The sequence below is a fragment of the Nocardia sp. GTS18 genome (genome assembly GCF_013839555.1).
Taxonomy (GTDB): Bacteria; Actinomycetota; Actinomycetes; order Mycobacteriales; family Mycobacteriaceae; genus Nocardia; species Nocardia rosealba.
The window spans coordinates 95,670-107,154 of sequence record NZ_JACBIU010000003.1 but is presented as its reverse complement, the minus strand read 5'-3'; the positions used below and the strand labels follow the sequence as shown (position 1 = coordinate 107,154).

At 67.9% G+C, this 11,485-nt stretch carries 11 protein-coding genes; 8 read left to right on the top strand and 3 right to left on the bottom strand.

From position 1 onward, the window contains the following. The first annotated feature begins 108 nt into the window (after positions 1 to 108). Both HYG95_RS25100 and HYG95_RS05310 read left to right on the top strand, forming a co-directional pair. Positions 109 to 1,011 (top strand): hypothetical protein, encoded by a 903-nt coding sequence (locus tag HYG95_RS25100; protein WP_370465690.1) that lies wholly within the window; start codon positions 109 to 111, stop codon positions 1,009 to 1,011. Next, a complete protein-coding gene (locus tag HYG95_RS05310) occupies positions 1,008 to 1,439 on the top strand; it encodes a ferritin-like domain-containing protein (protein ID WP_181696884.1) in 432 nt (143 codons plus the stop codon). The genes HYG95_RS25100 and HYG95_RS05310 overlap by 4 nt, the downstream gene beginning before the upstream one ends. 216 nt (positions 1,440 to 1,655) lie before the next feature. On the opposite strand, the gene HYG95_RS05305 is transcribed toward HYG95_RS05310, so the two are convergent. Next, complete coding sequence (locus HYG95_RS05305; protein ID WP_181696883.1) at positions 1,656 to 3,407, bottom strand: acyl-CoA dehydrogenase family protein; 1,752 nt, start codon at positions 3,405 to 3,407, stop codon at positions 1,656 to 1,658. A gap of 137 nt (positions 3,408 to 3,544) precedes the next feature. Then, positions 3,545 to 5,293, bottom strand: a complete 1,749-nt coding sequence (locus HYG95_RS05300) for a proline--tRNA ligase (protein WP_181696882.1) — start codon at positions 5,291 to 5,293, stop codon at positions 3,545 to 3,547. 270 nt (positions 5,294 to 5,563) lie between these two features. On the opposite strand from HYG95_RS05300, the gene ehuB reads away from it, so the two are divergent. The 6 genes from ehuB (at position 5,564) to HYG95_RS05270 (ending at position 10,774) form a co-directional block, all read left to right on the top strand. After that, positions 5,564 to 6,451 (top strand): ectoine/hydroxyectoine ABC transporter substrate-binding protein EhuB, encoded by an 888-nt coding sequence (gene ehuB, locus HYG95_RS05295; RefSeq protein ID WP_181696881.1) that lies wholly within the window; start codon positions 5,564 to 5,566, stop codon positions 6,449 to 6,451. A gap of 7 nt (positions 6,452 to 6,458) precedes the next feature. Then, positions 6,459 to 7,175 (top strand): ectoine/hydroxyectoine ABC transporter permease subunit EhuC, encoded by a 717-nt coding sequence (gene ehuC / locus HYG95_RS05290; RefSeq protein WP_181696880.1) that lies wholly within the window; start codon positions 6,459 to 6,461, stop codon positions 7,173 to 7,175. Further along, complete coding sequence (gene ehuD, locus HYG95_RS05285; RefSeq protein WP_181696879.1) at positions 7,172 to 7,819, top strand: ectoine/hydroxyectoine ABC transporter permease subunit EhuD; 648 nt, start codon at positions 7,172 to 7,174, stop codon at positions 7,817 to 7,819. The genes ehuC and ehuD overlap by 4 nt, the downstream gene beginning before the upstream one ends. A gap of 4 nt (positions 7,820 to 7,823) precedes the next feature. Next, entirely contained in the window at positions 7,824 to 8,579 is a 756-nt protein-coding gene (gene ehuA, locus HYG95_RS05280; RefSeq protein ID WP_181696878.1) for an ectoine/hydroxyectoine ABC transporter ATP-binding protein EhuA, read from the top strand. A gap of 110 nt (positions 8,580 to 8,689) precedes the next feature. After that, on the top strand, positions 8,690 to 9,433 hold the full coding sequence (yaaA, locus tag HYG95_RS05275) for a peroxide stress protein YaaA (protein WP_181696877.1): 744 nt from the start codon (positions 8,690 to 8,692) through the stop codon (positions 9,431 to 9,433). A gap of 87 nt (positions 9,434 to 9,520) precedes the next feature. Next, entirely contained in the window at positions 9,521 to 10,774 is a 1,254-nt protein-coding gene (locus tag HYG95_RS05270) for a hypothetical protein (RefSeq protein WP_181696876.1), read from the top strand. On the opposite strand, the gene HYG95_RS05265 is transcribed toward HYG95_RS05270, so the two are convergent. Next, a complete protein-coding gene (locus HYG95_RS05265) occupies positions 10,771 to 11,445 on the bottom strand; it encodes an NADPH-dependent F420 reductase (RefSeq protein ID WP_181696875.1) in 675 nt (224 codons plus the stop codon). The two genes, HYG95_RS05270 and HYG95_RS05265, sit on opposite strands and share 4 nt — an antisense overlap. Positions 11,446 to 11,485 lie beyond the last annotated feature (40 nt).

Below are 11,485 nucleotides of genomic sequence, written 5' to 3'. Positions count from 1 at the left end.
GCGCCACGAGAGTGTAAAGGACCAGCCACCGGGCGGTGCGCACCGGTCCGTGTCGGCGTGCCCGGCGCGATCGCCGCGTGGCGAACCGTCGCCGCGGGATCTGGCACGATGGTCCACGTGCATCACCGCCATACCGTCCCGCCGAGTGCCGGGCGACCTTCCGGCATGCGCCCCGACCACCGCGATTCCCACCCGCCGACCAGCGGCTTCGCGCGTGAAGTCGTGCGGTCGGCCTTCGCGACGACTGCCGAATTCGCCGTCGCGCCGAGCACCCCCACCGCCGTTCGGACTCCCCGGCATCTCCCATCGCCGACCACCGAGGTCGTGCCGCACGCGAAGTCGGCACAGCACGCTGCCCAGCACCTGCAGTCGCCGACCACCAACATCGCCGTGCCGCACCCGAAGTCGCCGGAGTGCGCTGCTGTATCGGCGGCCGGGCAGCTGGAATCGACGGAGCCCTCGCCCGTACCGACCGTCGTGCGCACCTGGCGGCGGCGGACGATATTGCGGCTGGCAGGCGCAGGCGCTGTCGCGGTGCCCGCGGTCGCCGTCCTGACGTCGTGCGCCGAGGACGATTCTGTGCACGCACCGGACCCCCTTGCCGCACACGAGGTTCTGGCTCGCACCGATGCCGCCGCCGCGACGGCCGCGATCGCGCTGGCACCGCAGGCGCAGGCCGCGCTGACGACCGTCGCCACCGAACGCACCGCCCACGCCGATGCCTTACGCGCCGAGATCGACCGGGTGATCGGGGTCTACGGCGACGGAACCACTCCTGTGCACCGCACCGGCGTCGTCACTGTGCCGGGTTCCGACGGCGCACCGGTGCCCGCCGCGGATCTGGTCTCGGCGGCGCAGCAGCCGATCAGCGTCGAACAGTTGCGTGCCCGCTTGCAGCATTCCCAACAGGCCGCAGCGACCCTGGCCCGCACCGAATCCGGTTACCGCGCAGGGCTGCTGGCCTCGATCAGCGCGGCCTGTGCCACCGAGGCGGGAGTTCTGCTTTCATGACCGGTCAACGTGAAGCGTTGCAACGCGCCCTCGACACCGAGTACGCGGCCGTGTACTCCTACGGCCTGATCGCCGCCTACGCCAACAGTGATCGGTCGCGCCTGGTCGCGGAGTTCAGTGCCGCGCACCGCGCCCGCCGGGACGCGACGATCGAACTGCTCGAAGCCGGTGGCTCCGCACCCGAGGCACCCGACGCCGCCTACAACCCGCCGTTCCCGGTCGACGACCCGATCCCGGCCGCGCACCTCGCCGTCGCGGTCGAATCCGATTGCGCCGCAGCGTGGTACGCCGTGGTCGAACAGGCGACCGATCCCGCCGTCCGTGCGAGCGCCGTCGAAGCGCTCACCGAAGCAGCGGTGCGCCGCGCCCGATGGCAGGCGATCCTCGGCACGAACCCGGTCACCGTCAGCTTCCCGGGACGGACATAGCCCGAAGGCCCACCGGGTCACGCGGGCTTCCGTACTGGAATACCGCCCGCGCACATCAACCCGTCGCGGACGGAAGCGATTCCGCCCGCCCGGCAACGCCATGCCCTCCCGTTGGCAGTGCCGGCGGGCGACGAGCCATCGAGGGAGCCTCGATGGCCGCCCCGTGTGACACAGCGACGGTCCGGCCCGCTGAACAGGCCGGACCGTCGCTGTCGACTACGGACGCATCGCGTACGCGCCGTCGTAGGACTCCACCTGCTGCCACACCCGGTCGAACCGTTCGGCGTCGGCGATCGGCGTGCGCAGGGCGGCGATGGCCCAGTTCCGCTGTGCGTCGGTGACCGACGGCTTGCCGAGCAGCGCGGTGGCCTGGGTGTTGAAGTCGCGGATCTGGAAGTCGAAGATCTGGTCGAGCACGTCGCGGTCGAGGCCGGTGAGTTCGGCCTGCTCGAGGATCAGCTGACCGTAGACCACCGTGGAGAACAGATGGCCGATGGTGAGCATGAAGTCCAGGTCCTTCTGCTGCGCCTCGTCCGGTGCGGCGGTGAGCAGCAGCTCACGCAGCGCCTTGGCCTGCTCGTAGAAGCGGCCCACGTTCGGCACGTCGGCGGCCGCCTCGTAGGCCGGGGTCCAGTCGGCGAAGCGCACCTTGCCCGCGCCGCGCGCCGGGCCCTGCTTCCAGAAGAACTCCTCGTCGCCCGCCTCGAGCCGGGTGGGAACCGCCTGGTACTCGGCCGGGTTGAGCAGGTAGTTCGGCATGAACTTGAGGATCTGGCCCACGTTCACGTGCACCGTGCCCTCGAGCCGGGGCAGGTGGTTGATGTAGCGCGAGGCCTCGTGGAAGTAGGTGTTCTTCTCGAAACCCTTGGCCGCCAGCACATCGAGCAGCAGGGTCATGGCGACCTCGCCCTCGGAGGTGACCTTGGACTTGGTCATCGGGTTGAACAGCAGGTAGCGGCGGTCCTCGAGGGAGGCGCTGCGGAAGTAGTCGACGGCCCGGTCGCTGAACAGCTTCATCGCGATCAGGCGGGCGTAGGCGTCGACGAAATTGCCGCGCACGTGGGCGAAGTCGGTGACCGGCTTGCCGTAGAGGATGCGGTTGTTGGAGTGGGTGATGGCCTCGAAGAACGAGTGCTCCACCATGCCGATACTGCCGTGGCACAGGTTGAACTTGCCGACGTTGACGGTGTTGAGCGCGGCCGAGAACCCTTCGGGGCCTTCGTGCAGCACGTCGGCGGCGGTCACCGGGTAGTTCTCCAGCCGGAAGTGGCTCACATACATCTGACCGTGGATGACGCTCTCGATCAGGTGGTAGTTCTCGTGGCGTGAGTCGGCGGCGAACCAGACGTAGCCGTCGGCGCCCTCGATGTCGGCGCGGCGGGAGAACACCGAGACCATCGAGGCGACGTTGCCGTTGCCGATGTAGTACTTCTCGCCGTTGGCGCGGAACAGGATTCCCGCTTCGGCATCGGCGCTGCCCGGCTCGGTGGGGGTCAGGACGAGGTCGGTGTTGTAGATGTCGGCGCCGTGGTCACGCTCCGACAGCGCGAATGCCATGACCTGACCGTCGGCGAGGTCGGCGGCGGCCTTGCGCTTGGCGATCTCGTTGTCGCTCTGCCAGATCGGGCCGAGGCCGAGAATCGTCACCTGCTCGGCGTACCAGTAGGCCAGCCCGTAGAAGCCGAAGATCTCCGACAGCGCCGCATTGCGCGCGGCGTCCCAGCGCTTGTTCGGGTCACCGTCGGCGTAGGCGGCCGGGGTCAGGAAGGTGGCGAACAGCTTCTCCTTCGCCACGAAGTCCAGGAAGTCCTGCACCCACAGCGCGTCCCGGTCGTCGGCCAGCAACTGCGCCTTGCCCTTGGACTCGAACCACTCGATGGTGGCTTTCAGCAGCCGCCGCGTCTCCGCATCGAAGTGCTGCGGGTCGTAGGTGGCGGGGTTGAACAACAGGCTGGGCGAACTCGTCATACCCGTCAACTTATCAGCGCCCCACCCCCGACTACGCCGTCTACCTGCAGGTTTCCCCTACGTAAGCGTAAGTTCGGCGGATACGACGATCGCGCTGCCCCACCGGTCGGCGGGACAGCGCGATCGAGGCGAACCGATCAGCCGCGCACGCGCGCGGTGACCGCGCTGACGGCATCCTCGGCCGGGATCTCCTCGGCTTCGCCGGTCAGCCGGTTGCGGAGTTCGACCTTGCCTTCGGCCCAGCCCCGGCCGATGACCAGGATCCAGGGCATGCCGAGGAGTTCGGCGTCCTTGAACTTCACGCCGGGAGAGGCGGTGCGGTCGTCGAAGAGGACCTCGAGGCCTTCGGCGTTCAGCCCGGCGACCACGTGTTCGGCGCCGTCGCGGGCGGCGGCATCCTTGTTGGCGATCACCACGTGCACGTCGAAGGGGGCGACTTCGGCGGGCCAGCGCAGGCCCTTCTCGTCGTGCTGCTGTTCGGCGATCACCGCGACCATGCGGGAGATGCCGATGCCGTAGGAACCCATGGTGAGGCGCACGGGCTTGCCGTTCTCGCCGAGCACGTCCACATCGAAGGCGTCGGTGTACTTGCGGCCGAGCTGGAAGATGTGGCCGATCTCGATGCCACGGGCCGACACCAGCGGACCTGCGCCGTCGGGCGAGGGGTCGCCGTCGCGGACCTCGGCGGCCTCGATGGTGCCGTCGGGGGTGAAGTCACGTCCGGCGACCAGGCCGACGACGTGCTTGCCCTGCTGGTCGGCGCCGGTGATCCAGGAGGTGCCGTCGACGACGCGGGGGTCGACGAGGTAGCGAACACCGTTGGCCTGCAGACCCTTCGGGCCGATGTAGCCCTTCACCAGGAACGGGTTGGCGGTGAAGTCCGCCTCGGTGAGCAGTTCCACCGTCGCGGGTTCGACCGCGGCCTCGAGACGCTTGTCGTCGACCTCGCGGTCGCCGGGGATGCCGATGCCGACGATCTCGGTCTTGCCGTCGGGGTGACGCAGTTTCACCATCACGTTCTTCAACGTGTCGGCGGCGGTGACGGCGCGGTCGAGCACCTTCGCCTCGTTGGCCCAGTCGACCAGGGTCGCGATGGTCGGCGTGTTCGGGGTCTCGTGCTCGACGGCGGCGGGCAGGCCGTCGATCGGCAGCGGCGCGGGCGCGGGGGTGACCACGGCTTCCACGTTGGCGGCGTATCCGGATTCCACGCAGCGCACGTAGGTGTCCTCGCCCACGGGGCTCTCGGCGAGGAATTCCTCCGACGCGCTACCGCCCATGGCACCGGAGGTGGCGGCCACGATCACGTACTTCACGCCGAGGCGGTCGAAGATGCGCTGGTAGGCGGCGCGGTGGGCGGCGTAGCTGGCGGCCAGACCGTCGTCGTCGAGGTCGAAGGAGTAGGAGTCCTTCATGATGAACTCGCGGCCACGCAGAATGCCCGCGCGGGGACGTTCTTCGTCGCGGTACTTGGCCTGGATCTGGTACAGCGTGACCGGCAGGTCCTTGTAGGAGTTGTACTCACCCTTCACGGTGAGCGCGAACAGCTCTTCGTGGGTGGGGCCGAGCAGGTAGTCACCGCCCTTGCGGTCCTGCAGGCGGAACAGGGCGTCACCGTATTCGGTCCACCGTTTGGTGGTCTCGTAGGGCTCGCGCGGCAGCAGCGCGGGCAGGGAGATCTCCTGGGCGCCGGTGGCGTCCATCTCCTGGCGCACGACGTCCTCGATCTTGCGCAGCGTGCGCAGACCCAGCGGCAACCACGAGTACACGCCCGGGGCGACGCGGCGGACATAGCCGGCACGCACCAGCAGTTTGTGGCTCGGCACCTCGGCGTCGGCGGGATCGTCTCGCAGGGTGCGCAGGAACAGGCGGGAGAGGCGGGTGATCACGGATGCACAGGGTAGTCCCTGGTCCGGCGGGGCCGACAGCCGATTACCACCTGGACCCGCGCGGGCGGCCCCTCGCCGGTCCGCCGCGGAAATCGCGTATCAGGTTACCCATCGAAGTGGCCCGCCAACCAGCAGATAACAAAACGATAACGGAACCGGGTTCGGCAAATATCGAAGCATTAGATTTTTCACAGACACGAATTTCCCGACGACAAAAGAAGATTCGGTAACCTGCACATTCTGCGGCGCTACCCCTGCGAGAGGCCGACCATGCCGGACACGATTTCCCTGCCTAAGCGCTGTACAGCAGTGTTCGCCGGTGCCGCGCTCGCGGCGGCGGTGCTCGCCGGGTGCACGAAGACCGAGACCACCGAGAGCGGCCAACTCCTGCAGTCGCTGAAGGACAAGGGCACCATCACCGTGGGTTTCGCGGGTGAGGCGCCGTATTCGTTCGAGGAGGGCGGCCAGCTCACCGGCGCGACCGTGGCCCTGCACAAGGAGATCTTCGCCAACCTCGGCATCAAGACCGTCGACGGTGTGCAGACCGAGTTCGGCGCCCTCATCCCCGGCCTGCAGGCCAACCGATTCGACGCGGTGAGCGCCGGAATGTCGATCTTGCCCAAACGGTGCGAACAGGCCGCATTCAGCGAACCGGAATTCATGTACACCACCGCGCTGATGGTGAAAAAGGGAAATCCGATGAACCTCAGCGATATGCAGTCGATCAAATCCAGCGGGGCGAAGATGGCCGCGATGACGGGTGCCATCGAATCCGATTACGCCGCGTCGCTCGGCATCGACGCCACCCAGGTGGCCACCCCGCAGGACGGCATGGACGCGGTCACCTCGGGCCGCGCCGACGTGTTCGCGCTCACCGCGATCTCGCTGAACTGGCTGAAGAGCCACACTCCCGACGCGCCGGTCGATGTGACGCCGTCGTTCGTGGCGGTCATCGACGGCAAGCCGCAGGTCGGTGCGGGCGGCACGGTCTTCCGCACCACCGATCCGGACCTGCTCGCCGCCTACAACACCGAACTCGCCAAGATCACCGGCGACAAGGACAAGTACTTGTCCATCGTCGGCAAGTTCGGCTTCACCGAACGTGAACTGCCCGACCCGAAGTACACGACGGCAAAACTCTGCAAGGGCGAGATCTGACCGGCTCGTGAGCAAGCTCGACGCGGTACGCGATGCCCTCCCCGCGCTGTGGGACGGCATCGTCGTCACGCTGGAACTGACCATCGGCGGTGCGCTGCTCGCGTTCGTCCTCGCCCTGGCGCTCGGTACGGCCGCGCGTTTCCGCTCGCTCGCGGTGCGTGGCAGTGCGCGGGTTCTGATCGAATTCTTCCGTGGTACTTCGCTGTTGGTGCAGATCTTCTGGCTGTTCTATGTGCTGCCGCTGCTCGGTTACAAGCTCGACCCAGTGTTCTGCGGCATCCTCGCGCTCGGCCTCAACTACGGCGCCTACGGTGCCGAGGTGGTGCGCGGCGCGCTGAACGCGGTGCCGCGCGCCCAGTTCGAGGCAGCGGTCGCGCTGAACTTCAGTCCATGGCAACGAATGCGGCGGGTGCTGTTCCCGCAGGCGTGGGCGCTCATGCTGCCCTCGCTGACCAATCTGCTCGTGCACCTGCTCAAGGGCACCGCGCTGGCCTCGTACATCACCCTGCACGATCTGACCTACGAGATCGGCCAGCTGCGCAAGACCACCAGCGACACCCTGTTCTCGTTCGGGGTGGGCCTGGTTATCTATTTCGTCCTCGCCTACCTGCTGACCCTCGGCATGAACCTCCTGGAAACCCGTGCCAAGACCAAGCTCGGCCGAGGTGCGTCGCTGAAGGAAGTGCTGCGGCTCGCCCCTGACGACGCGAAGGTGACCGCATGAACGCCCAATGGAGCTGGGAGCGCGCCCGCGACGCCCTGCCGGTGCTGTGGGACGGCTTCCAGATCACCCTGCTCGCCACCGTGCTCGGCTTCGCGCTCGCCGCCGTGCTCGGACTGGTGATCGCGATCATCCGCCAGTCGATGCCGCGCTGGATCGCCGCACCCGTCCACGCGGTGAGCGAGTTCGTGCGGCTCACCCCGCTGGTCGTACAGCTGCTGTTCGCCTACACCCTGCTCACCCAGTTCTCGGCTTTGCAGATCGGCATCACCGTGCTCGGTATCCATTACTCGAGTTATCTCGCCGAGGTGTACCGGGCCGGGATCGAGGCGGTACCGAAGGGGCAGTGGGAGGCGGCGCGCGCGTTGTCGCTGCCGCCGACACGCACCTGGCGGGCGGTGGTGCTGCCACAGGCTATCCGGGCGTCGTTGCCCGCACTCGGCACCAACGCGGTGTCGATGTTCAAGGACACCCCGTTCCTGTTCGCCATCTCGGTGGTCGAACTGGTCACCGCCGCACAGCAATTCGGGGCACGCAACTTCGCCTACCTGGAGGCGATCACCCTGGCGGGCGTGTTCTTCCTCGTCGCCAGCTATCCGACCTCCGTGCTGATCAGAAGACTGGAGAAGCGACTTGCCTACTACTGACGAGATGATTCGATTCGATCAGGTGGTCAAACGCTTCGGCGCCCTCACCGTGCTCGACCACCTCGATTTCACGGTCGGGCGTGGGGAGAAGGTCACGTTGATCGGCCCGTCGGGGTCGGGCAAGACCACGATCCTCCGCCTGTTGATGACGCTGGAAACCGTGAGCGAGGGCGTCATCTGGGTCGACGGCGAACCCCTCACCCACACCGAACGCAACGGAAAACTGGTGCCCGCCAAGGAGAAACACCTGCGGGCGGTGCGCACCAAGATCGGCATGGTGTTCCAGCAGTTCAATCTGTTCCCGAACATGACGGTGCTCGAGAACATCACCGAGGCACCGATCCACGTGCTCGGCAAGTCGAAAGACGACGCGCGCGAACGGGCACGGCACCTGCTGGATGTGGTCGGCCTGGCCGACAAGGAGAACGCGCACCCCTCCCAGCTCTCGGGTGGTCAGCAGCAGCGGGTGGCGATCGCGCGGTGCTGCGCGATGGACCCGAAGGTGATGCTGCTCGACGAGGTGACCTCCGCGCTCGACCCGGAACTGGTCGGTGACGTGCTCGACGTGCTACGCACCATCGCCGAGACGACCGACATCACCATGCTGATCGTCACCCACGAGATGCGTTTCGCCCGCGAGGTGTCGGATCGGGTGCTGATGTTCGATGCCGGGCGCATCATCGAGCAGGGTCCGCCGGAACAGATCTTCGAGGCGCCGACCAACGAGCGGACGCGCAAGTTCTTGGAAGCGGTGCGCTGAGCACCCCGGGACTTCGGATGCCGTAGTCGGCGAGCACGAAGACGCGGCTTTGCCGGGAGCGGCGGGGTGGGACGCTGCGGCGATCAACGCGGCGATTACCGTTGACGCTCGTGCTGGTGCTGCTGCCTCCCTCCGAGACCAAGTCCGACGGCGGTTCGGGCGCGCCCCTGAACCTCGACGATCTGGCGATGCCGCAGCTGAGCGCGGTGCGCGACAAGTTGATCACCGAGGTGGTCCAGTTGGCGGCCGACCCGGCCACCTCGGCAGCCGTGCTCGGGCTCGGCAAGGGCGCCGACACCGAGATCGCCCGCAACGCGACCCTGCGCACCTCCCCCACCCGGCCCGCACTCGAGCGCTACACCGGCGTGCTCTACGACGCGCTGGACGCGAAGTCGTTCACCAAGGCGCAGCGGGCCAAGGCGTACGCCCGGCTGGGGATCGGCTCCGCCCTGTTCGGTGCCGTCCGCGCGGGCGACCCGATCCCCGCCTACCGTCTCTCCGGCGGCACCAAACTCCCCGGCCTGCCCACCCTCTCGGCCCTGTGGCGTGACGTGCTCCCCGACGCCCTCTACGCCGAGGCCGCGGGCGAGCTCGTCGTCGACCTGCGCTCGGGCACCTACCAGCAGCTCGGCCGCGTCCCCGACGCGATCACCGCCAACGTCCTCACCGAGCACCCCGACGGTTCCCGCACCGTGGTGAGCCATTTCAACAAACACCACAAGGGGCTGCTCGCCCGCGCCCTCGTCCTCACCCGCGCCGATCCCACCGACATTCGCGGTGTGGCCCGAGTCGCGACCAAATCCGGTCTGCGCGCGGAAATCGCCTCGCCCACAGAACTTCTCATCATCACCTGAACTCGGGGTGCGCGCCGGTCCGGTTACCGGTAACGTTCCGCGGTTCGGTCGCGTCCGGCCGGGCATGCGTGATCGAGAGAGTGCTCAATGGGTTTCGGTAGGGGTTTGTTCCGGCGTCGCGAATCTGCTTCGCGTGACGCGATTTTCGGCAAGTGGGCGGTCGACATCCTGCGGGCGTTTCCCGAGGTCGTCTCGGCGGAGTTCGATGCGTCCGAGTTCCACGTCGATGTCGTCTACGCCGACGGCGCGATTCAGCAGTACGGCCTGCAGACGCCGTACCGGCTGGCCGTGGGCCTCGACGGCGAGGAAGCGGTGCAGCTGCTCGCCGAGTACTTGCGCCGTGCGGTGACGTCGCGAACGGTGATGACCGAACCCGTAGCGGGCTGGGTGTCGGCGGCGCCGACGTTGCGCTCGGTGCTGCGGCCGGCCGGTGACCTCACCCTCGAGTTCCAGGGGAAGCGGATCGGCGACCACATGCTGTGGCGGCCGCTGCTGCCCTGCCTCACCGAGCGCGTGGTGATCGACCTGCCGACCTCGATGCGCACGGTGTCCCCGGACGATCTGGTCGAGTGGGGTGTGGATGCCGATACCGTCTTCGCCACCGCCCGCGCCAACATGATCGACTTCGCGGTGGAGACTGTGTCGCTGTTCGACACCGAGGACGGTGTGCTGTTCCTCCCGGACGACGACGGTGATCTCTACGCGGGGTCGCTGCCGCTGGTCGACGGCTGGCTGGCCGGGCTCGGCAACAAAGCAGGCGCACAGCCCCTGTTCTTCGTGCCGGGTAGTTTCGGCGTCCTGGCCGGGGTGGCGAGTTCACCGGAGCGGGTCTGCGAACTGGTCGCTGCCGCCCGGGAAATGTTCGACAATGCCGTGCGACCCGTCTCACCGGCTCCCTACACGGTCGACGAACAGGGTCGGCTCGTGCCGTTCACGGTGCCCATCGACCACCCCGCGTGGGCCGCGATCCGTTCCGCCGAGGCCGCGCTCGCCGCACCGGTCCATGCCGCCCAGTATCAGGGCATGCAAGCCGATACCGAAGCCGGCCGCCTGGATCTGTTCGTCGCAGAACTGCTGCACGTACGGGCCGAGAACGGCATCGAGGAAACGGTGGCCGCGTGGACCGACACCGTGCCCACGCTGCTTCCGCGCGCGCATGTCGTCAGCATGGTCGACCCGACGACCGCGTCCCTGTTCGGTGTTCCCTGGGAGGTGCTGGATCGCGAAGTCGGCCTGCGGGCCGTGCCCGGCCTGTTCCCGCCGCGCTTCCTGGTCGAGCATCACCCAGATCAGGCGACGCTGGCCAGGTTGCGGGCCGCGGGGAGGTGGGGAACGGGTTAGATCTGCGCCGCCGCGAGGGCCGCGCGCACTTCGTCGGCACTCGCGGGCTTCGACGCGGGCGGCCAGTTGCTGTCGGCGGCGTACGGGCGCACGTAGACCGGCGTATCCCGCTGCGAGCGGCGGCTTTCGGCGAGTGAGCCGCCGTCGACCACGTCGTAGCCGAGACTGTCGATGAACTCGGCGGCCAGCTTCTTGGCGTCGGCGTCGTCACCGAAGATCGGCAGCGCGGAACGGTCGGCAGCGCCCGCGGGGCGGGCGAGTTCGGCCAGGTTGGCGTAGGCGATGTTGTTGAACGCCTTGACCACCTTCGACTCGGGGAGGTGGCGCTGCAGGAGTTCGCTGGTGGTGGTCTCGTCGGCGTCGAGTTCGGGGAACGCGCCGTCGCGCTCGGGGTAGTAGTTGTTGGTATCAAACACCACCTTGCCCGCCAGCGGCGCGACGGGGATCTCGCGGTAGGCCTTCAACGGGACGGTGACCACCACGTAGTCACCCGCCTCGGCCGCTTCGGCGGGGGTGGCCGCGCGAGCGCGTGGGCCGAGTTCGGCCACCAGGTCCGCCAGGGTTTCCGGGCCACGCGAATTGCTGAGGACCACGTCGTGACCCGCGTCGACCGCGAGCCGGGCCAGGGTGGAGCCGATGAATCCGCTACCGATCAATCCGAGTGTCGTCATGTGCCGGGTCAACCGATGGGGTGCCACGATTGTTCCCGGT

What these genes read in the sequence shown, in the direction of transcription:
- ehuD (WP_181696879.1), top strand. Translation starts at nt 7,172, where the DNA reads ATGAACGCCCAATGGAGCTGGGAGCGCGCCCGCGACGCCCTGCCGGTG.
- HYG95_RS05265 (WP_181696875.1), bottom strand. Translation starts at nt 11,445, where the DNA reads ATGACGACACTCGGATTGATCGGTAGCGGATTCATCGGCTCCACCCTG.
- HYG95_RS05305 (WP_181696883.1), bottom strand. Translation starts at nt 3,407, where the DNA reads ATGACGAGTTCGCCCAGCCTGTTGTTCAACCCCGCCACCTACGACCCG.
- HYG95_RS05310 (WP_181696884.1), top strand. Translation starts at nt 1,008, where the DNA reads ATGACCGGTCAACGTGAAGCGTTGCAACGCGCCCTCGACACCGAGTAC.
- HYG95_RS25100 (WP_370465690.1), top strand. Translation starts at nt 109, where the DNA reads ATGGTCCACGTGCATCACCGCCATACCGTCCCGCCGAGTGCCGGGCGA.
- ehuB (WP_181696881.1), top strand. Translation starts at nt 5,564, where the DNA reads ATGCCGGACACGATTTCCCTGCCTAAGCGCTGTACAGCAGTGTTCGCC.
- HYG95_RS05270 (WP_181696876.1), top strand. Translation starts at nt 9,521, where the DNA reads ATGGGTTTCGGTAGGGGTTTGTTCCGGCGTCGCGAATCTGCTTCGCGT.
- ehuA (WP_181696878.1), top strand. Translation starts at nt 7,824, where the DNA reads ATGATTCGATTCGATCAGGTGGTCAAACGCTTCGGCGCCCTCACCGTG.